The following is a 19,217-nucleotide window of genomic DNA, read 5'->3' as shown; positions in this document are numbered from 1 at the left end:
AGTTGCTTAGACAAAAAAAGTATACTCCTTTTTTTCTATGAAAACAATAAAGGAATCAACCGGTCTAATGTTAACTATTTTAAATAAAATGTTGACAATAGAAATGAAAATCCTTTAATCTGGGAAAAAGGAGTGAAGTATGATGTCAACGTGGACACAATTAGCAGACCAGGTGTTAAACGGGTATAAGCTTTCAGAAACGGAAGCACTCCACATATTAGAGTGCCCGGAGGATGATTTACTGCAGCTTCTTGACGGCGCTTTTCGGCTTCGCCATCATTACTACGGCAGAAAAGTAAAGCTGAACATGATTATCAATACAAAATCCGGATTATGTCCGGAAGACTGTGGCTACTGCTCTCAATCTTCCCAATCAACCGCACCCATTCAAAAATACCGGATGATGGAACAGAAACAAATTGTAGACGGCGCTGAAAAAGCGCATTTACTTGGCGCAAATACGTATTGTATTGTGGCGAGTGGAAGAGGACCTTCTCAAAAAGAACTGGATACTGTAACAGGCGCCGTAAAAGAAATCAAAGAAAAGTATTCTATGCGTGTTTGTGCATGTCTGGGCCTTTTAAAACCTGAACAGGCGAAGCAGCTGAAGGAAGCAGGGGTAGATCGGTACAATCATAATATCAATACGTCGAAAAGCCACCATGAGTCGATTACGACGACACATACATATAACGACCGCACCGAAACAGTCGGCCGCGTGAAAGAAAGCGGGATGTCTCCATGCTCCGGTGTGATTATCGGAATGGGTGAAACCAATGAAGATATTGTGAATATGGCGCTGAGTCTGAGAGAGCTTGACGCCGATTCGATACCGGTCAACTTTTTACATGCGATTCCCGGCACAAAGCTTGCACACGCCCAACCGCTTACGCCTTCTTTTTGTTTAAAAGTACTCGCCCTGTTCCGGTTTCTGAACCCATCCAAGGAAATCCGAATTTCAGGCGGACGGGAAGTGAATCTGCGCTCGATCCAGCCGCTTGGTTTGTATGCTGCTAATTCTATTTTTCTCGGCAGCTATTTAACGACACCCGGCCAGGAAGTCACGGCAGATCATAAAATGATCCAGGATATGGGCTTCGAAGTGGAATACGCCCATGAGCAGGCACCCGTTTAAGAAACCCAAAGACCCCGTTTATCACGGGGTCCTTTTTGTATGTGAATATGGTAAAATCATCAAAAGAAAGGGTGATAGGATGAAAGAAAAACAAGAGCTGTACCGGTATTCCTGTACAGTAGAAGGGGAAAAAGTGCAAGCCTTTAAACAGACGGTTTCCATAGCAGACGGTAAGGAGGAAATTCCGCCAACATTTTTGACGGTGCTGGATTTTCACGGCGGCCTGTCGTTTCAAAAACTAACCGATCTTCTTCAATTTGATCCAGCCTGTGTGCTGCATGGCAGCCAGTCCTACGAATACATAAAGCCGATTTTTCCGGGTGATCACATCCAGGCCATTGTGTATGCAGCGGGCCGAACCGATAAAAGAGGCATGACATTCGCAAAGCTTGAGACGGTTTATGTAAAAGAACAAACACCTGCGGTTATATCACGTTCAACCCTTATTGAACAGAAGGGGGCAGCCGATGTTTAACCCTATTTTTTTGAAGATTACCGAAGAAGACATCCGTTCATATGCAGACGCATCCGGTGATTTTAACCCGATTCATACAGATCCGGCCTACGCACAAAAAGCGGGCCTCAACGGCTGTATTGCACATGGAATGCTCGTAATGGCGCTTGGAAGCCGCGCGATCAGCGAATGGTGCAGAGGGGAGCTGGCCTCCTACGATGCCCGTTTTCAAGCGATGACCTATCCGGACGAGCCGCTCGTTATCAAAGGCAGCTGGACAGACGAGGAAGCGGGAAAAGGGCGTGTAACAGTCGAAAACGAAGCAGGCGAAGTGAAAATGAAAGGTGCTTTTTGGGTGAAGTGAAGGAGAAAACAAAAAAAGCAGCCGTTTTTTGTATGCAGCTTGCACTTTTGACCGTTTTATATGAAGGATCCGTTTTGCTCGTTTCCTATCTGCATATACCCATTCCAGCTAGTGTAGTCGGTATGCTGATCCTGTTTTTCCTTCTGTCCAAAGGCTGGCTTCCTGTTTGGATGATTGAAAGCGGCGCGGCTTTTTTAAACAAGCACCTGGCTTTCTTTTTTATTCCTATTGCAGCCGGATTAATGACATACGGAGATGTAATTCAGTCAAATGGGGCGGCGCTCATCGGGGTTATTGCGGGCAGCTCGGTCATTGGCCTGATGGTTACATCCGGGCTGTCTGCTGCACTGGCTATAAAAAGCAGGGAAAAAGCATGACTGCTCTTTATATAATCGTGACTGTAGCCGTGTATGGGCTGTCGCGCCGGGCTGCTTTAAGATTCCCTTCGCCTTTTACAACGCCTGTTTTTACATCAACGGCCCTCATCATCGGTTTGCTGCTAGTCTCGGATGTATCTTATGAGGAATATACGCCTGCAAAAGATATCATGACCTTTTTGCTTGGCCCGGCCACTGTAGCGCTGGCGCTGCCGCTGTATCGAAACCGGTCCGTACTGCTTGAGCGGCTTTTTCCGGCTGCAGTCGGCCTCATTGCAGGGACATTATCAACGATTGTATCTTCTGTTTGGCTGGCTTCTGCTTTTGGGTTGTCTGAAACCATTCAAGCAGCCGCTGCCGTAAAAGCAGTAACAACGCCTGTGGCAATGGAGGCGGCAGTGATCATTGGCGGTGACCCGGCGCTGGCGGCTGCTTTTGTTATAACAGCCGGCATTTTTGGCGCTGTTTTTGGCCCGGCGCTGTTGACGGCTTTTCGGATAAAGGATCCTTTTTCAAGAGGGCTGGGGATTGGAACAGTTTCACATGGGATCGGAACAAGCCAGGCCGCCTTGGAAGGACCAGTTCAAGGAGCGGTGTCAAGCGCTGCGATGGGCTTTGCTTCTATTGTGACCTCGCTTGTTTTGCCATGGCTGTTTCCTTTTCTTTAAAAAGATGACGATTACACATCGTCATCTTTTTTTATGGAATCGGGTTGATAACGCTTCAAAAACAGACAAAAAGTTGTGACAACTATTCTATAGACTTTCCAGAAAGAGGGCGTATAATGAAAGTATAAATATATTGTGAAGTATTTCACAAATTAACCTGAATGGTGAGTGAGAACAATGAATAAAGAAGCGTATGAGGAAATAAATGCATGGGCGGTTAAAAAGTCAGCGATTTTACGTCATAATCCCCTTCAATATATTGTAAAGGCTATGCTGGCAAGCTTTTTTATCGGCTTTGGTGTTATGCTTTCCTTTAAACTGGCTGAGCCTTTTTTCGATGCAGGGTCACCCGCGACGGTTTTGATGCTCGGTGCTTTTTTCGGCATTGCCCTTATATTAATTCTTTACGGTGGAGCGGAGCTGTTTACTGGCAATACGATGTATTTCACAATGAGTACAATGAGCGGCAAAACAAATTGGAAGGAAGCAGTGGCCGTTCTTGGAGCATGCTACACAGGAAACTTGCTTGGCGCTTTGTGTTTTGCCCTTTTTATCAGCGGAGCAGGCATTTACAATGACCCGGCGAATTCCCAGTATTTAATGGACGTTGTTTCTCATAAAATGCATTATCCGGCATCTCAATTGTTTTTCAAAGCTATTTTGTGTAATTGGATCGTCTGTCTTGCTGTCTGGATTCCCATGCAGATGAAAGGGGACATAGCGAAAATCGTGACAATGCTGTTGTTCGTTATGACATTTGTTGTGGCCGGCTTTGAACACAGCGTAGCGAATATGGTCCTGTTTAGCCTGGCTCTGGCGGTGCCGCATCCCGAAGCTGTTTCAGTTGCAAGCGCTGTGTATAATTTAATTCCCGTAACCCTTGGAAATATTGTTGGCGGCAGTGTATTTGTTGGGATGATGTACATGTACCTGGCGAAGCCCGTAGAAAACAGCATGCCGGAAGCGGCAAAAGAACGCATTTCCGCTAAACTTCTTCATATGAATAAAAGCCGCCGCTAAGCGACGGCTTCTTTTCATTTCATCTTATCCAATCAAAATGCGTTCCTTCGGGTAGTGGTAGGCATCTTTAATTTCTTTGCCGCGGATCAGGAACAAGAGAGAAAACAGTCCGACCCGGCCGATAAACATAAGCATAATTAAAATGATTTTAGCCGGTGTATCGATCACACTCGTTACACCAAGCGAGGAGCCGGTTGTTCCAAAAGCAGAGGATGCTTCGTAAATAATGGGAAGCAGGGCAACTTCGGGCTCCAGATAAGAAAGCGCAATAATCGAAACAGCCCAGATAAAGGTTCCTGTTACGAGAACAACAAACGAACGGTGTATGTCAATGGGATGTACTTCCCGCTGAAATACTTTAATCGTATTTTTCCCCCGTGCAAATGTAAACACACTGAGCGCCGCGATCGCAACGGTTGTGGTTCGCAGGCCGCCCCCTACACTGGAAGGAGAGGCGCCAATAAACATCAAGGCCGACAAAAGCAGCAGCGAGGGCGATGAAAGATCGTTTAAATTTAATGTGGTCAAGCCGCCGCTTCTTGAGGCGATTGACTGAAATAGAGCATAGAAAAAAGATTCATGCCATACCTTGTCGGTAAAAAAGTGGTGGCGTTCAAACAAAAGCAGGCCGGCTGTACCGATGGCTGCAAGCAGCACATACATTGTAACCGTCAGCTTAGAAAACAAGCTGAATGTAAATTTGCGTGATCCGCGGTAGGTTAAAAAGTCTTTTATTTCAATCAATACCGGGAATCCAATCGCCCCGAGAATAATCAGCACAATGTTCACACATTGAACAAAATAATCGTGTGCATAGGGAATCAGTGAAGCTCCTGTAATGTCAAAACCGCCGTTTGTAGTAGCGCTGACGGAAGCGAACAGGCCGTGTAAAAACGCTTCGCCGATTGTCGGGTAGTACTGTATAAAATGAATGCCGAGAACAATGGCTCCAACCGCTTCAATCGCAAGGATAAGAAGGAAAATTTCCCGCATTAATTTCACCAGGCCGCTTAAATCTGTCCGGTTTTGATCCGCCATGATCAGCTGCCGCTCCCGCATGCCAATCCGCTTGCCAAAAAGGATCCACACCATAGAGCTGAATGTCATAATACCGACGCCGCCTACCTGTAAAATCAGCAAAATGAAAAAGTAACCTGTCGTGCTGAACGTGTCAATCGTACTGACCGGCGTTAAGCCCGTTACACTAAGAGCGCTGACGGCAACAAAAACCGCGTCGACAAAGGAAATGTCTACGCCCGGTTTATGGGCAGCAGGCAGCAGCAGTAATACGCTGGCAAACACAGCCCCACTCAAATAAAGAAGAAAAATAACCTGGAAAGGAGAAAGTCGTAACGTTCGCTTTAGCTTCATTATGCGTACCATCCCCATGCTGTCTGCGGTTTTGTCATACGATCACCTTTTTCAGCTTAATAGCTGCCTCTTTTAAAACGGGAACCGGCTGTACAAGCGCGATTCGCACATAGCTCTTTCCAGCTGTTCCAAAGGCGCTCCCTGGTACCATAACCACACCGGATTCATTAATTGCCCGGAACACAAACGCCCGGTCATCACTGCCAGACGGAATCTTTGTCCATATAAACATACCGCCGTCTGGCTGTTCCACTGGCCAGCCGATTTGCTGAAGCCCTTCAGACAAAGCTTCGGCCCGCGCCCGAAATTCTGCTCGAAGCCTGTCTGTGATGCCCTCTGCATGGTCGAGGGCCAAAGCGGCTGCTTTTTGTACAGGACTGAAAACGCCATAATCTAAATTGGACTTAAGCTGCTTCAGTACGCGGATCATATCAGCATTTCCGGCAATATACGCAATGCGTGCACCAGCCAGACTAAAGCTTTTCGAGAGAGAATTGATCTCCATCCCTATATCCATTGCACCTGGAGTAGAAAGAAAACTAAATGGACCGCTGTCCCCAAAATAAAATTCTGAATAAGCTGCATCGTGTAGCACAATGATATGGTGCTTCCGGGCAAAATCGATCACCTGTTCGAAAAATGCCTGGTCCGGCATAGCTGGTACAGGATTACCCGGCAAGTTGAGCAGCATCAATTTTGCTTTTTGGGCCACATCTTCCGGGATAAGGGATAAATCAGGCAAAAACTGATTTTCAGGTAAAAGAGGCATATAGTATGGAACCGCTCCAGCAAGTGAAATTCCTGCCTCGTAGGCAACGTAGGCCGGGTTTGTCGTTAAAACGATATCTCCCGGATTGCAAAAAGCAAGAGGAAGATGCACAAGGCCTTCCTGAGAGCCCATCGTTTGAACGACCTGCGTGTTGGGATCTAGTGTTACGTGAGTACGCCGTTTATAATAGTCGGCTACGGCTTTGTAAAACTGCTCGGTACCGCCGAGTGTATAACCATACGCATCAGCTTTTTTACTTTCAGCAGATAAAACTGCTCGAATACGCTCATCCGGAGGTAAATCCGGACTTCCAAGACTTAAATCAATCAGTTTTTGGCCCTGCTGCTTTTGGGCGTCGGCATAAGCTTTTAAGTCACTAAAGATGGATGGAGCAAAGGCTGCCATCTTTCTAGAAGGTTCAATTCTCAAAACAAGCACCTCATTGCGTAAAAATATGTATGTATGCGCCCTATTTTATCATATTGAACAGAAAAAGTATGTTGCTCAGTTTGTTAACTTAATTAAAAATAGGTTGACAATAAAAGGAGCCCCCTTTTACAATAGAAAAAACAAAGACCAGGAGGAATACATATATGAAAACAGTTCACTGGATGCAGGCGGCTATGTTTGCTGCTATTATGGCCGTTTTAGGATTTCTGCCACCTATTCCGCTTTCTTTTACCCCGGTGCCGATTTCGTTTCAAACGATTGGCGTAATGATTGCGGGCGGCGTCCTGGGCGCACGTCTTGGCGCCCTCAGCCAAATCATTTTTCTGCTTACTGTAGCAGCAGGAGCACCCATTCTTGCCGGTGGACGCGGCGGTCTCGCTGTTTTTGCAGGACCAAGTGCCGGGTTTCTGATTTCCTGGATTGCCGGTGCTTTTGTAGTCGGCTTCCTCGTTGAACGCGCTGCAAAAGCATCCGTCCCCCGCACATTCGCTGCTAATATTCTCGGCGGAGTGGCGGTTTTATATGCGATCGGCATTCCAGTGCAGTCCTTTGTGACGGGAGTAGGAATAAAAGAAGTGACGCTCGCCAGTGCCGCTTTTATTCCTGGAGACTTTCTGAAAGCTGCTGCAGCTGCCCTGCTCGTTCCAAAGCTTCGTACAGCGCTGCAGGCTGTACCGTCTTTTCGCCGCGCAGCGTAAAATTTGATATAGTACAGTGGGGGGGATAAAAGATGAATATAACGTCCACACAATCGCTCCGGGCACAATCGTGTCCGGAGCATATTTGTTTGCAAACGTCGAATCAGACCTTTAATCATCAAGAGTGGGAGGAGATCACCAGGCGTGCCGCCGGATGGCTGTTATCGCATGGACAGCCGGGAGACACCGTGGCTGTCATCGCTCAAAACAGATGGGAAACACTCGCTTTATTTTGCGGTGCAGTCCGGGCCGGGTTTGTTTTTATGCCGCTTGATCCGCGTATGACCGAGCTTGAGAGAAAAGAACGGCTTCAGCAGGCCGCTCCCGTTTTAACGGTGCAGGCAGAGCAGCTTGAAGAAGCAGGAAATAAGATCCGAAAAACAAAGCCTTCTTTTTACTGCTCTGAAAATGCTGATGTGCTGTTTTACGCTGGATTTACGTCAGGCTCAAGTGGAACACCGAAGCAGTTTGTGCGAAATCAGCAGTCGTGGCTGAAAAGTTTTGAAGCTGGAATGGCGGATTTTCCGCTGACTGGGCAGGAAACCGCCGTCATTGCCGGGCCGATTCATCACTCACTGTTTTTATATGGAGCCGCTTTTGCCCTGTTTTGCGGACAGCCGATTCGGCTTTTGGATAAATTCCGGCCCGATCAAGTAGCCCATCTGTTAAACACGCTTGATTCGTTTGTGTTTTATGCGGTGCCAACTATGCTTGAAGCACTGGAATCGTCAGCGCCTTTAACGTCAAAAGGACTCGTGTTTTTATCCGGTGCCGGCTGGACGGCGGAGCGGAAACAGCAGTGGATAGACCGCTGTCCATCAGCACCGCTTTACGAATTTTACGGCGCTTCCGAGCTCAGCTTTGTTTCCTATATGACACCAGATGATTACAGCATGCGGCCGGCTTCTTCAGGAAAGCCAAGCACCGGTGTAACCGTGGAAATTCGCTCAGGAGGCAAAAGCCTTCCTGCCGGACAGATTGGCACAATTTACGTAAAAAGCCCGATGCTGTTCAGCGGTTATATGCAGGCTGGCCGTCTTGAGCTTGATATAGAGGCTGACGGTTTTTATACAGTAGGGGATGCAGGCTATATAGACCAGGACGGCTTTTTATACATAGCAGGCAGGGAGCAGTTTATGATGATTACCGGCGGCGTAAACGTGTATCCAGAAGAGATAGAGCGGATCGTATTGCAATGTCCGGCTGTAAAGGAAGCAGCAGTCACATCGATTCAGGATCCTTACCTTGGCGACCGTGTTGTTTGTTTTTACAGTGGACAAGCTGACAGGAGAGCAGTCCGCTTTTTTACGAAACAATTTTTGTCTGTTCAAAAACGGCCAAGACACTGGATTCAAGTGGAGAAGCTGCCGCTAACCACAAATGGAAAGATAGACCGGAAAGCGCTGCAAAAGCTGGCAAAGGAGATGCTGCAATGACTGTATACATTATAGATGCAAAGCGGACACCGGTAGGCATAAAAAATGGTATTTTCTCAACGGTGGGAGCTGCACAGCTTGCGGCTCCTGTTATCGAGTCACTGGCAGAGCAGTTAACCCAGCTTCCTGACGAAGTGATTTTAGGCAATGTAACCGGTCCAGGCGGCAATATTGCCCGCCTGTCTTCCCTACTGGCAGGGATCCCCCAATCTGTGCCCGGTTTCACGGTAGATAGACAATGCTCGTCAGGTTTAGAAGCAATCCGGCTTGGTGCGGCGCTGATCGGGTCCGGTGAAGCCGAGCGGGTCATTGCCGGCGGCTGCGAAAGCTCAAGTACCTCTCCACGCCCGGAAAAAGCCATTTTTTCACCTCCATCAATTGGTGACCCCGAAATGGGGATAGCGGCAGAGTGGCTGGCCGACAGGGAAAGCATTTCCAGAAAAGAGCAGGATGACTATGCTGTTTTAAGCTATAAACGGTACGCGGAGTCGATCACAGCGGGGCGGTTTCTTCAAGAAATCGTTCCTGTTGCCGGACATGCCCTGGACGAGGCCGCGCTGAAAAGTCGGCCAATCGAAAGAATGACTGCACGGGCAAAAGCCGCATTTCAGCCGGGCGGCACAGTAACAGCCCTGAATGCATCGGCTTTTAATGATGCAGCCTGTGCGGTCACGATGACGTCCATCAAGTCACCCGGCTTACAAGTGATCGCAAGTGCTGCCGCGGGGACAGATCCTAACGTTCCTGCTGCTTCACCGGTACCAGCGATCGAAAAACTGCTTGCCAAAACGGGGCTGTCTGCCTCAGATATTGACGTCTGGGAAATAAACGAAGCGTTCGCTGTAAAAATCATCTACGCGTCACAAAAGCTCGGTATCCCCTTTGATAAAATAAATCCGGACGGAGGCGGACTGGCACTCGGTCATCCATACGGTGCCTCAGGGGCTATGCTCGTACTCCGCCTGTTTTACGGCATGCAGCGGCGAAACGAAAGGTATGGAATTGCTGCAGTCGGAAGCGCAGGAGGAATCGGGCTTGCCATGCTGTTTGAGCGCATATAAAAATTTCCCTGAACGGTTTTTACCGGTACATGCACGGGTATGAAACGGATAAAGAGGGAGGGAAACAGAAATGAAAAAAGGGCTGGATACAAGAGGGAAATGGCGTTTATTCGCCATTCTTTTTTTGTCTTTATATGTAATCGTGATGATGTACAACGTGTACCGGCCTTTGCCGGACAACATTTCTTATAAAAGCAGGGAATGGTCTGTGTCCGATGAAAACATTGATTTTTACTACAACCTGACCGGTGAAAAAAACGGCAAAACATTTTATAAGGAAGAAATTTTTACGAGAACGCTCCAAATCATAGACGAAGCAGAGCAATTTATTGTGCTGGATTTCTTTTTATTTAATTCCTACCATGAAAAAGAAAAAGAATATCCGGCTATTGCCCGAAAAATAACAGATGCGCTGCTTGCAAAACGGGCGGAAAATCCGAATATGTCCATTATTTTTATTACCGACGAGGTTAACTCCTCTTACAGCTCTCATGACGTGCCCGAATTTGAAGCGATGAAGGAAGCAGATATTGAAGTGGTTGAAACAAATCTGGATGCGTTCCGGGACCCTAACCCGATTTACAGCGGCTTTTACCGTATGCTGTTTACATGGTGGGGAGACAGCAAAGAAGGCTGGCTGCCAAATGGCTTAACCGATATGGCGCCGGATATGACCGTCCGCTCGTATTTAACCCTGCTAAATGTAAAAGCGAATCACCGGAAAACAATTACCACGGAGAAAACAACGCTTATTAGTTCAGCCAATCCCCACGATGCGAGCTACTATTTTGCAAATGTCGCCTTTGAAGTAAAAGAAGCACTCGTCGGGGACATGCTCAAAAGTGAAAAGGCGGTCGCGGATACGAGCAGGCAAATCGATTTTCCAGAGTGGACAAAACCGTCGCAAAAACAGGGAAGTGTGCATGTTCAGCTCGTGACGGAAGGGGAAATACAGGAAGCGGTTAAAAAGGAGCTGAATGCTGCCGGAAAAGGAGACGAAATTTGGCTGGCTATGTTTTATTTAGCCGACCGGACCGTGATTGAAGGACTGAAGGGAGCGGCAGAACGGGGGGCAGACATTCGGTTGATTTTAGACACCAATAAAAATTCGTTTGGACGCAAAAAAACCGGATTGCCGAACATTCCAATGGCTGCCGAACTGCGTGAGGATACAAAAAACAGGGTGAAAATACGCTGGTTTGCACAGTCGCCGGAACAGTTTCATCCAAAAATGATGTATATCAAACATCGGAACGAGGCAGTGATCATCAGTGGATCAGCCAATCATACATCCCGTAATTTAAACAACTATAATCCGGAAACCGATATGAAAATAAGGGCAGCACACGATCAGCCTATTATAGAAGAAGTAGATGCGTATATGCATATGCTCTGGGAAAATAAAGGAGCACTTTATACAGATCCTTACGATAAACACGATGAAAAAATGTCGATTGGAAAACGTACCATTTATTCATTTCAAAAACTTCTTCATTTTACAACCTTTTAAAAGCCATATTTTATTATTTCACTTTGTGCAAAATTCAAATTTGACATTTAAAAAATAAAACATTAAAATAAAAGAAAAAAAGGTCGTGAAAAAATGCCCAGAGGTGAAGGGAAGTTTTTAATCAAACAGCGTGCTTTTTTGAAGCTATACATGATTCGTTTTGTAGAAGAACATAAGATGTACGGCATGCAGGCAATGGATGAATTAAAAGCGTCATTTAACGCATTTGGATACGAGCCAAACCATTCCGAAATCTACCGTTCTCTTCATGAATTAATTGATGATGGTATTTTAAAACGGGAAAAGAAAGTACAGGAAGGCGCGAAATACAAAGAAATTGTCATTTATCAGTTTGCCGATTATGAAAAAGCAAAGTTATATAAAAAACAAGTAAAAACAGATCTTGACCGCAGCATGTCCCTGTTGCGCAAAGCCCTGGAGGATGTTTATTAAACTATATTTTAAACGTTTACACCCGCTTCCATTAAAAAGGCGGGTATTTTTTTATTACTTCACAAGTAATGTGTTTTGGATTTTATGAACACAATCTATTTTAAGAATAAAACGTTTTTATTTTTCTTTTTATATACGTTTTCGCTGAATTTATTTAAATTGTTTATTAATAAAGCGTTTTCAATAAAAGTGGAAAAACAAAAAACGACAAAAATAAAGAAGGAGTGTGTTTCTATGACAATGCTCGCCATACTCGGTTTTTCTATGGTAGCTGTTTTTATGTATCTGATTATGAGCGGAAAATTATCCGCATTGATCGCCCTTATGATTGTCCCGGCTGCATTTGCACTTTTCGCAGGGTTTGGGTCTGAACTTGGTGAAATGGCGTTAACCGGTATTACCGATCTGGCACCAACAGGTGTAATGCTGATGTTTGCAATTCTTTACTTCGGTATTATGATTGATGCCGGTTTGTTCGACCCTGTTGTCGGAAAAATCTTAAAAGCGGTTAAAGGAGATCCAATGAAAATTGTAGTCGGTACAGCTGTACTGGCGATGATCGTTTCATTGGATGGAGATGGTACCACGACATACATGATTACCATTTCGGCGATGCTGCCGCTTTATCAGCGCTTAAAAATGAATCCGCTTATTCTACCGGCAGTTGCTCTAATGGCCTGCGGTGTTACAAACTTAACACCTTGGGGCGGTCCAACCGCTCGTGCAGCAAGTGCGTTAAGTCTTGATATGCAGGATTTGTTCAACCCGCTTATCCCAGTTATGGTCGCAGGTGCTCTTTGGGTCATTGGCGCTGCTTACTGGATGGGGAAAAAAGAACGGAAACGCCTTGGTGTTCTTTCAATGGAAGAACTAAATCAGCCGGCCGAAGGAAAAAGCTATTTAACGTTTTTCGGAACAGCTGCTGTTTCAGAAGAAGATGCAAAATGGAAACGCCCAAAGCTTCTTTGGTTTAACTTTGCATTGACGGTTGCTCTTATGGTAATGCTGATTTTAGGCATAATGCCGCTGCCAATCCTGTTTATGCTCGCTTTTGCGATTGCTATCACGGTAAACTATCCGAAGGTCGCCAGTCAAAAAGAACGGATTGCTGCACACGCAGGAAATGTGCTGGCTGTTGTATCTCTTGTGTTCGCAGCAGGTATCTTTACAGGTATTTTATCCGGAACAGAAATGGTCGATGCCATGGCAAACAGTCTTGTAGCCATTATTCCAGACTCCATGGGGCCTCATTTGCCGGTTATCACTTCCATTACAAGTATGCCGCTTACATTTTTCATGTCTAATGATGCATACTATTTCGGCGTTCTGCCTATTATTGCCGAAGCGGCTTCCAATTATGGGATCAATGCTGCTGAGATCGGCCGTGCTTCACTTTTAGGCCAGCCGGTTCACTTGCTAAGCCCGCTTGTTGCTTCTACCTACCTGCTTGTTGGTATGGCAAAAGTAGATTTTGGACAGTATCAGCGCTTTACTATTCTTTGGACAGTTGGAACAACAGTTGTTATGACGATTGCAGCCGTCCTGCTTGGCGTCATCTCTTTATAAAAAACGAGAAACATCCTGGATCCGTTCTATCTGAATCCAGGATTTTTTCTTTTATTCCGTCCTGTTTTTTCGTACAATTTGATAAAAAGAAGATAGGAGCTCACATGAAAAGAAAAACCGTGCCGCTTCGCACGAAAATTTTTACGCTTGTTTTTTGTTTGCTTTTTTTTATCGTAGCCGGCATGTCCGCGGTCTTTTATTCCATCCAGGCCAAACACACCGCCGACCAGGTGCACCGGCTTTCTCTGCAGACCGCCCAGACCATTTCTTTTATGCCGGAGACCAGTGCTTTTTTAAGCGACCGCAGCAAGTCTGATACACTTCTCCCGGTTTTAAAGCACATTCAGGAAAGAACGGCTGCGCAGTCAATCTCCATAACAGGCAGAAACGGAACCGTTCTATCTACCTTCGACAGAGCAAAGCCGCTTCATAAATCAAACAGCCGTTCACTTATTTATGGAGGCTCCTACACGGTAGAGGAAGAAGGAACAGATGGTGAGGCAATTATTGGAAAAGCACCGATTGTTCAAGCGGCAGGCAGCCATTCAGAAGTGATCGGTACGGTATCTGTGGAATTTTCCAAGAAATCTATTGCCGCTCAAATCGCTTCTCAAACAGGCAACATCCTGCTGGCCGCTGCATTTGCGCTTTTGGTAGGAATCGCTGGCGGATTGTGGCTCACGAGGAGCATTTTATCTGATACACTTGGATTTGAGCCTGTTAAAATTGCCGCTATGTATAAAAAAACCATTGATGAAATGCGGCTTTATTCTGATGAACTTCGCGCTCAAACGCACGAGTTTATGAACAAGCTATATGTTTTATCGGGTCTTTTGCAGCTGGGCCGCCACGAAGCAGCACTCGATTTTATTCAAAAGGAAGCAGACAACGTAACGCTTCAGCAGCACATTGTGTTTAAACAAATTGGAGATGATCTGGTTCAAGCCGTCCTGCTCGGCAAAACGGCTAAAGCGTCGGAAAAAAAAATTTCCTTCACGATTGAACAGGAAAGTGTGCTTTCAAGAGTTCCGGCTCATATCGATGGGCATGCTCTTTTAACCATTATCAGCAATTTAATTGATAATGCTTTTGAAGCGGTAAAGCAAACAGCCCGGCCATGCGTGTCTTTTTTAATTACGGATGCGAGCCCAACGTTAATCATTGAAGTAACTGATAACGGGGCAGGCATTGATGAGCAGGTGGTTCAATCACTATTTGAAAAAGGAGTTTCTTCTAAGGGGGACAACCGAGGATTTGGTCTCTACAATGTAAAAGAAGCCGTTGATACATACGGAGGCTTTATTGAAGTGCTGCCGAATGAGCCGAGCGGCACTGTTTTCACCGTTTACATACCGAAGGATGCATTTAAAGGAGATGGTCATGGATGATACACGTTGCAATTGCGGAAGATGATTTTCGTATTGCCAGTATACAAGAAGAATTTTTAAAGCAATTAACCGGGTTTATGCTTGTAGGCAAAGCGCTCAATGCAGAAGATACACTCGCCCTGCTTGAAAAAAAACGGGTGGATGTACTGCTGCTTGATATTTATATGCCGGACATGCTTGGCACCGAGCTGCTTCCTATTATTAAAAATCGGTTCCCCAAAACGGATATTATTATGGTGACGGCTGCTTCAGAAAAAGAAATGCTTGAAGAGGCACTGCGTTATGGCGTTTTTCATTATTTAATTAAGCCGGTTTCACTTGAGAAATTCAGCTCTGTTTTGAATCAATATAAAAAGAAAAAACAGCTGTTGACGGATACAAGCCAGGTGACACAGGATGTAGTAGATGCTTATTTTTCAGGAAGTGTCTCGCCCTCTCTGCAGGCAGCCCAGCTTCCAACAGGCATCGACAGTGTGACCCTAAACCGGGTATCCGATGTGCTAGGAAGCCTCACAAGCGGTATATCCATTGAGGAAATGGGCACCCGGATTGGGGCTTCACGTACCACTGCACGCCGCTATCTCGAATACCTTGTTACCGTAGGAAAATGCCGGGTGGAACATGAATATGGTATTGTCGGGCGGCCTGAGCGCCGCTATTTCAAGGTTGAACCATGAAGCGTCTTGTTGTGCTCCTCCTGATTTTTCTAACTGCGGGCTGTTCGGCTTCTTCCGTGCCGCTTGAAGAGCAGCCACTTACCTTTATCGTGCCCGGCTCTCCCCATGGCGGCTGGGATGCACTGGCCAAATCGATTAAAGCAGTCGCAGAAAAAGAGCAGCTCACCGAAAATAGCATTCACATTGTGTATGAAGAAGGGGATGGCGGCAATGATGGGTGGGCCCGGTTAAACAAATCGGATGCTAGTACAATTGCTATGACTTCAAGCCTGCTGCTTACAAATGAACTGCTTGGCCATAGCAATCTTCGATATGAAGATTTTACGCCGCTGGCCACAATGGCCAGCGAGTGGCAGGCGGTTATTGTCGCAGATCATTCTTCTGTAGCATCCATTGGCGACTTAATGGACAAGCTTCAAAAGAACCCGGGCCGTTATCCGATTGGCATTGAACCGCAGTTTGGCAATGATGATCAAATTGCTTTTGCGCAGGCGGCACATACAAAAGGAATTCCGGCGGCATCTCTCCGCTTTTTCCGGTATGCGGATGGCTCTTCTTTAATCCAGGCACTCCAGCAGGGAGAAATTGCGGCAGCTTCTTTGTCTTCCTCCCAGTCGGAAGATTTTGCTGAAAACCAAAATGTCCGCATTATCGCCATTTCTTCGGCGAAGCGGCTTGATCACCTGCCAGATGTACCAACATGGAAGGAACAGGGGATTGATGTGGTATTCCCGCACTGGCGCGGGGTCATGGGGCCTGGCCATTTAACGAAAGCGGAACAGGAGTGGTGGAGCGAGTTTTTAACGGCTGTTCAATCCTCTCCCTACTGGAAGGAGGAGCTGAAGAAAAATCACTGGACGCACTTTTACCGAAACAGCGCGGATACAGATGCCTTGCTTCGATCCGAAACGAAAAAGTACCGCTATATGATGAATCAAAAATAAAAGCTGTCTCCGGTAAACGGGACAGCTTTTATTACGCTTCTGGCAAAAGACCAAGAACGGCGAAAAAATGAAAGACGCTTCCTGCAAGTACAAACAAATGCCAGATCATATGATGATACGGGAACCCCCGCCATACATAAAAAATTGCTCCCACTGTGTACAAAATGCCGCCTGTCACAAGAAAAGACAATGTCGTTGGTGATAAAAATACGGTTAGAGGACCCCAGGCAAACACAATCAGCCAGCCCATCACGACATACAAAAGCGTCGATACGCCAACAAAACGTTTGACAAAAAAGCACTTAAACACAGTACCGGCAACAGCCATTCCCCATACGAGACCAAACAAAGTCCAGCCAAGTGCTCCCTGAACAGCTACAAACAAAAATGGCGTATACGTACCGGCAATAAACAAATAGATAGCGGCGTGGTCGAAAATTTCAAACAAGTTTTTTACTTTTCCCTGTGGAAAACTATGCACAAGTGTAGAAGACAAATATAAAAGCAGCATGGTAATACCAAAAACCATAAATCCTGCTATATGCCACCCATTTCCGTAAATAGACGAAAAAACGATCAGTAGAACAAGCGCAGCAATGCTGAGCAGGGCGCCAATTCCATGGGTAATCGAGTTGGCAATTTCCTCACCCCTGGAAAATACGTGTGTGGTTGAAGGTTCTTTCATATGCGGCAGCTCCTCTCAATAGGTCAATGTCACAGCCATATTGTAGCATATTCATATTGATTTATTCTTGTTCAAAGGTTAGTACATCCCCCTAAACCGGGTATACTGATAGAGAAGATCCTTGAAAGGGGTTTTGATAATGGAACCGATTAAACATGAGAACGGTATTTTTTACATGGAGAAAAACGGTCAGCGTGTGGCAGAAATTACATACGTTCCGGCCGGCGAGGGTAAAATCAATGCCAATCATACGTATGTAGCAAACGAACTTCGCGGCGGTGGCGTAGCCGGCCAGCTGCTGGATGCGCTTGCCGACTACGCTAGAAAAGAAAACTTAAAAATCATTCCTTCCTGTTCGTACGTTGTCGCAAAATTTGCACGAGGCGGCAAATACGATGACGTGAATGCACTGTCTTCATGAAATATGTAATTATTGGAGGAGACGCAGCGGGCATGAGCGCGGCTATGCAAATAGTCCGTAACGACAGCGGAGCCCAGATTACGGTGCTTGAAAAAGGACAGATTTATTCCTACAGCCAGTGCGGGCTGCCTTACGTAGTCGGAGGGCTTATTCCTTCAACAGACGAGCTCATCGCAAGAAGCGTCGAAACATTCCGGACAAAATATGGCATTGATGCCCGTACCCTTCATGAAGCTACCTCGGTGGATGCAGAAAAACGGGTCGTGTCCGGCATCAATCATGAAACGAGCGAACCCTTTACTCTCTCTTACGACCGGCTGTTAATTGCAGTCGGTGCCAGCCCGGTTTTGCCGACGTGGAAAGGCATCGGCACGAAAATGGTGCATGTGGTGAAAACCATTCCTGACACGGAGCGCCTGATGAATAAGCTCAGTGAAAAAGAAGTAAACGAAGTTGTTATCATTGGAGCGGGTTATATCGGCCTTGAACTGGCTGAAAACATACACCGGCTCGGAAAACGGGTACGAATTATTCAAAGAAGCAGCCATATTGCAAGTATGTTCGATAGGGATATGGCTAAACTGCTTCATCAGGAAGCAGAGCGGCACGGCGTAGTTGTATCAGCCGGCGAACAAATTGAGCTGATTGAAAAGGACAAAGTGGTGACAGACAAAGCCTCTCACCGGGCGGATGCGGTCATTGCAGCTGTTGGCATTCGGCCCAACACAGCTTTTTTAAAGAAAACAGGCATCCATATGCTCGAAAACGGAGCCATCATCGTAAATGATCGAATGGAGACCTCTGTACCGAGCATTTATGCAGCCGGTGACTGTGCAACTCATTTTCATCTTGTAAAAGAGAAACCGGATTATATTCCGCTCGGCACAACCGCGAACAAACAGGGGAGAATTGCAGGACTGAATATGATCGGCCGAACCCGTTCCTTTAAAGGCATCACAGGCACATCTGTTTTTAAATTTTTCGACCTCATTGCAGCAGCGACGGGCTTAACCGAAAAAGAAGCACACAAAGCCGGCATTGCTTACAAATCCTCAACAGTGGAAGCGAGGAACAAAGCCGGCTACTATCCGGCCGCTTCTCCGCTTCGTGTAAAAATTGTCTATGATCCACATTCAGGCCGGCTGCTCGGCGGTCAGGCTATCGGTCAGGAAGGAGCCGAAAAGCGAATTGATGTACTGGCCGCTGCCCTGTTTAACAGGATGACCATTGAGGAAATAGAGGACCTTGATTTAAGCTATTCACCGCCGGTTAACGGTGTGTGGGATCCGATTCAGCAAGCGGCACGCCGGGCCACATAAGCGAGGAGGACATGTATATGTATTCTCATATTATTTTGGCGGCTGACGGTTCAGCACATTCTTATCGGGCTGCCGAGCATGCGGCAGCTTTAGCAGATGCTTCCCGTCCTTGCAGTGTTGCAATTATATTTGTTCCAAGGATGGATGAATCAAAAAGATCTTTGCTTCAGCAGGAGCGAATGACGGTCGTCCAGTGGGAGCGGCGGGAGAAACTAGCCCGGCACGAAGCTCTTTTTGAAGAAAAAGGTATTCCGTATTCTGTTTTGATACGAGAAGGAGAACCAGGGCCTGCCATTGTAAAATATGCGAATGCCCAAAGTGCCGATCTCGTGATTCTCGGAAGCAGAGGACTTAATCATCTCCAGCAGTTTGTCCTCGGCAGTGTCAGCCATAAAGTCATGAAACGGGTAACCTGTCCAGTCATGATTGTAAAATAAAAAACGGCATCTCC

21 protein-coding genes are annotated in these 19,217 nt (G+C 46.3%); 18 read left to right on the top strand and 3 right to left on the bottom strand.

The features are described 5' to 3' along the window. Positions 1-142: 142 nt before the first annotated feature. The 6 genes from bioB (at position 143) to VP97_RS21815 (ending at position 4,018) form a co-directional block, all read left to right on the top strand. Positions 143-1,135, top strand: coding sequence for a biotin synthase BioB (gene bioB / locus VP97_RS21840; RefSeq protein WP_050184273.1), 993 nt, complete (start codon positions 143-145; stop codon positions 1,133-1,135). Positions 1,136-1,214: 79 nt separating this feature from the next. After that, positions 1,215-1,610 (top strand): FAS1-like dehydratase domain-containing protein, encoded by a 396-nt coding sequence (locus tag VP97_RS21835; RefSeq protein ID WP_050184272.1) that lies wholly within the window; start codon positions 1,215-1,217, stop codon positions 1,608-1,610. Next, positions 1,603-1,953 carry a MaoC family dehydratase gene (locus VP97_RS21830; protein ID WP_050184271.1) on the top strand — a complete coding sequence of 117 codons (351 nt, stop codon included), beginning with the start codon at positions 1,603-1,605 and terminating at the stop codon, positions 1,951-1,953. Before VP97_RS21835 ends, VP97_RS21830 begins: the two co-directional genes overlap by 8 nt. Then, positions 1,950-2,330: a CidA/LrgA family protein gene (locus tag VP97_RS21825; protein ID WP_245629959.1), complete on the top strand. Its 381-nt coding sequence runs from the start codon at positions 1,950-1,952 to the stop codon at positions 2,328-2,330. Before VP97_RS21830 ends, VP97_RS21825 begins: the two co-directional genes overlap by 4 nt. Beyond that, on the top strand, positions 2,327-2,998 hold the full coding sequence (locus VP97_RS21820; RefSeq protein WP_050184270.1) for an LrgB family protein: 672 nt from the start codon (positions 2,327-2,329) through the stop codon (positions 2,996-2,998). Before VP97_RS21825 ends, VP97_RS21820 begins: the two co-directional genes overlap by 4 nt. 177 nt (positions 2,999-3,175) lie before the next feature. Next, positions 3,176-4,018, top strand: coding sequence for a formate/nitrite transporter family protein (locus VP97_RS21815; protein ID WP_050184269.1), 843 nt, complete (start codon positions 3,176-3,178; stop codon positions 4,016-4,018). 24 nt (positions 4,019-4,042) lie between these two features. On the opposite strand, the gene VP97_RS21810 is transcribed toward VP97_RS21815, so the two are convergent. Together VP97_RS21810 and VP97_RS21805 are read right to left on the bottom strand one after the other, a co-directional pair. Next, positions 4,043-5,389, bottom strand: a complete 1,347-nt coding sequence (locus tag VP97_RS21810; protein ID WP_050184268.1) for a TrkH family potassium uptake protein — start codon at positions 5,387-5,389, stop codon at positions 4,043-4,045. A 34-nt stretch (positions 5,390-5,423) separates the two neighbouring features. Beyond that, a complete protein-coding gene (locus tag VP97_RS21805; RefSeq protein ID WP_050184267.1) occupies positions 5,424-6,587 on the bottom strand; it encodes an aminotransferase class I/II-fold pyridoxal phosphate-dependent enzyme in 1,164 nt (387 codons plus the stop codon). Positions 6,588-6,751: 164 nt separating this feature from the next. Between VP97_RS21805 and VP97_RS21800 the strand changes: the two genes are divergently transcribed. The 9 genes from VP97_RS21800 (at position 6,752) to VP97_RS21760 (ending at position 16,341) form a co-directional block, all read left to right on the top strand. Continuing rightward, positions 6,752-7,306 carry a biotin transporter BioY gene (locus tag VP97_RS21800; protein WP_050184266.1) on the top strand — a complete coding sequence of 185 codons (555 nt, stop codon included), beginning with the start codon at positions 6,752-6,754 and terminating at the stop codon, positions 7,304-7,306. Positions 7,307-7,338: 32 nt separating this feature from the next. After that, positions 7,339-8,742, top strand: coding sequence for an AMP-binding protein (locus VP97_RS21795; protein WP_050184265.1), 1,404 nt, complete (start codon positions 7,339-7,341; stop codon positions 8,740-8,742). Further along, positions 8,739-9,803, top strand: coding sequence for an acetyl-CoA C-acyltransferase (locus VP97_RS21790; RefSeq protein WP_050184264.1), 1,065 nt, complete (start codon positions 8,739-8,741; stop codon positions 9,801-9,803). Before VP97_RS21795 ends, VP97_RS21790 begins: the two co-directional genes overlap by 4 nt. Before the next feature lie 70 nt (positions 9,804-9,873). Continuing rightward, positions 9,874-11,313 (top strand): phospholipase D family protein, encoded by a 1,440-nt coding sequence (locus VP97_RS21785; protein ID WP_050184263.1) that lies wholly within the window; start codon positions 9,874-9,876, stop codon positions 11,311-11,313. A gap of 93 nt (positions 11,314-11,406) precedes the next feature. Continuing rightward, a complete protein-coding gene (locus VP97_RS21780; protein WP_050184262.1) occupies positions 11,407-11,766 on the top strand; it encodes a replication termination protein in 360 nt (119 codons plus the stop codon). 240 nt (positions 11,767-12,006) lie between these two features. Next, on the top strand, positions 12,007-13,332 hold the full coding sequence (locus VP97_RS21775; protein WP_050184293.1) for a CitMHS family transporter: 1,326 nt from the start codon (positions 12,007-12,009) through the stop codon (positions 13,330-13,332). A 104-nt stretch (positions 13,333-13,436) separates the two neighbouring features. Next, a complete protein-coding gene (locus VP97_RS21770; RefSeq protein ID WP_050184261.1) occupies positions 13,437-14,720 on the top strand; it encodes an ATP-binding protein in 1,284 nt (427 codons plus the stop codon). Further along, the gene (locus VP97_RS21765) at positions 14,717-15,397 is read left to right on the top strand and encodes a response regulator (RefSeq protein ID WP_050184260.1); all 681 of its coding nucleotides are present in this window, start codon (positions 14,717-14,719) and stop codon (positions 15,395-15,397) included. Before VP97_RS21770 ends, VP97_RS21765 begins: the two co-directional genes overlap by 4 nt. After that, the gene (locus VP97_RS21760) at positions 15,394-16,341 is read left to right on the top strand and encodes a tripartite tricarboxylate transporter substrate binding protein (RefSeq protein WP_050184259.1); all 948 of its coding nucleotides are present in this window, start codon (positions 15,394-15,396) and stop codon (positions 16,339-16,341) included. The genes VP97_RS21765 and VP97_RS21760 overlap by 4 nt, the downstream gene beginning before the upstream one ends. Before the next feature lie 31 nt (positions 16,342-16,372). Here VP97_RS21760 and trhA read toward each other — a convergent pair whose 3' ends face one another. Continuing rightward, positions 16,373-17,026: a PAQR family membrane homeostasis protein TrhA gene (gene trhA / locus VP97_RS21755; RefSeq protein ID WP_050184258.1), complete on the bottom strand. Its 654-nt coding sequence runs from the start codon at positions 17,024-17,026 to the stop codon at positions 16,373-16,375. A gap of 139 nt (positions 17,027-17,165) precedes the next feature. On the opposite strand from trhA, the gene VP97_RS21750 reads away from it, so the two are divergent. Genes VP97_RS21750 through VP97_RS21740 form a run of 3 tightly spaced genes read left to right on the top strand, consistent with a single transcriptional unit; the run spans position 17,166 to position 19,203 of the window. Further along, positions 17,166-17,447, top strand: a complete 282-nt coding sequence (locus tag VP97_RS21750; RefSeq protein WP_050184257.1) for a GNAT family N-acetyltransferase — start codon at positions 17,166-17,168, stop codon at positions 17,445-17,447. After that, the gene (locus tag VP97_RS21745; protein WP_050184256.1) at positions 17,444-18,766 is read left to right on the top strand and encodes an FAD-dependent oxidoreductase; all 1,323 of its coding nucleotides are present in this window, start codon (positions 17,444-17,446) and stop codon (positions 18,764-18,766) included. The genes VP97_RS21750 and VP97_RS21745 overlap by 4 nt, the downstream gene beginning before the upstream one ends. Positions 18,767-18,783: 17 nt before the next feature. Next, positions 18,784-19,203 (top strand): universal stress protein, encoded by a 420-nt coding sequence (locus VP97_RS21740; RefSeq protein ID WP_050184255.1) that lies wholly within the window; start codon positions 18,784-18,786, stop codon positions 19,201-19,203. The last annotated feature ends 14 nt before the right edge of the window (positions 19,204-19,217 follow it).

The sequence above is a fragment of the Domibacillus robiginosus genome (assembly GCF_000966195.1).
GTDB lineage: Bacteria > Bacillota > Bacilli > Bacillales > Domibacillaceae > Domibacillus > Domibacillus robiginosus.
The sequence above is the reverse complement of the archived record's forward strand: the minus strand, read 5'-3'. Positions and strand labels throughout refer to the sequence as shown.

Excerpts from the sequence above, each read along its gene's own strand:
- bioB (WP_050184273.1), top strand. The coding sequence starts at position 143 with ATGTCAACGTGGACACAATTAGCAGACCAGGTGTTAAACGGGTATAAG.
- VP97_RS21835 (WP_050184272.1), top strand. The coding sequence starts at position 1,215 with ATGAAAGAAAAACAAGAGCTGTACCGGTATTCCTGTACAGTAGAAGGG.
- VP97_RS21830 (WP_050184271.1), top strand. The coding sequence starts at position 1,603 with ATGTTTAACCCTATTTTTTTGAAGATTACCGAAGAAGACATCCGTTCA.
- VP97_RS21820 (WP_050184270.1), top strand. The coding sequence starts at position 2,327 with ATGACTGCTCTTTATATAATCGTGACTGTAGCCGTGTATGGGCTGTCG.
- VP97_RS21815 (WP_050184269.1), top strand. The coding sequence starts at position 3,176 with ATGAATAAAGAAGCGTATGAGGAAATAAATGCATGGGCGGTTAAAAAG.
- VP97_RS21810 (WP_050184268.1), bottom strand. The coding sequence starts at position 5,389 with ATGAAGCTAAAGCGAACGTTACGACTTTCTCCTTTCCAGGTTATTTTT.
- VP97_RS21800 (WP_050184266.1), top strand. The coding sequence starts at position 6,752 with ATGAAAACAGTTCACTGGATGCAGGCGGCTATGTTTGCTGCTATTATG.
- VP97_RS21795 (WP_050184265.1), top strand. The coding sequence starts at position 7,339 with ATGAATATAACGTCCACACAATCGCTCCGGGCACAATCGTGTCCGGAG.
- VP97_RS21790 (WP_050184264.1), top strand. The coding sequence starts at position 8,739 with ATGACTGTATACATTATAGATGCAAAGCGGACACCGGTAGGCATAAAA.
- VP97_RS21785 (WP_050184263.1), top strand. The coding sequence starts at position 9,874 with ATGAAAAAAGGGCTGGATACAAGAGGGAAATGGCGTTTATTCGCCATT.
- VP97_RS21780 (WP_050184262.1), top strand. The coding sequence starts at position 11,407 with ATGCCCAGAGGTGAAGGGAAGTTTTTAATCAAACAGCGTGCTTTTTTG.
- VP97_RS21775 (WP_050184293.1), top strand. The coding sequence starts at position 12,007 with ATGCTCGCCATACTCGGTTTTTCTATGGTAGCTGTTTTTATGTATCTG.
- VP97_RS21770 (WP_050184261.1), top strand. The coding sequence starts at position 13,437 with ATGAAAAGAAAAACCGTGCCGCTTCGCACGAAAATTTTTACGCTTGTT.
- VP97_RS21765 (WP_050184260.1), top strand. The coding sequence starts at position 14,717 with ATGATACACGTTGCAATTGCGGAAGATGATTTTCGTATTGCCAGTATA.
- VP97_RS21760 (WP_050184259.1), top strand. The coding sequence starts at position 15,394 with ATGAAGCGTCTTGTTGTGCTCCTCCTGATTTTTCTAACTGCGGGCTGT.
- trhA (WP_050184258.1), bottom strand. The coding sequence starts at position 17,026 with ATGAAAGAACCTTCAACCACACACGTATTTTCCAGGGGTGAGGAAATT.
- VP97_RS21750 (WP_050184257.1), top strand. The coding sequence starts at position 17,166 with ATGGAACCGATTAAACATGAGAACGGTATTTTTTACATGGAGAAAAAC.
- VP97_RS21745 (WP_050184256.1), top strand. The coding sequence starts at position 17,444 with ATGAAATATGTAATTATTGGAGGAGACGCAGCGGGCATGAGCGCGGCT.
- VP97_RS21740 (WP_050184255.1), top strand. The coding sequence starts at position 18,784 with ATGTATTCTCATATTATTTTGGCGGCTGACGGTTCAGCACATTCTTAT.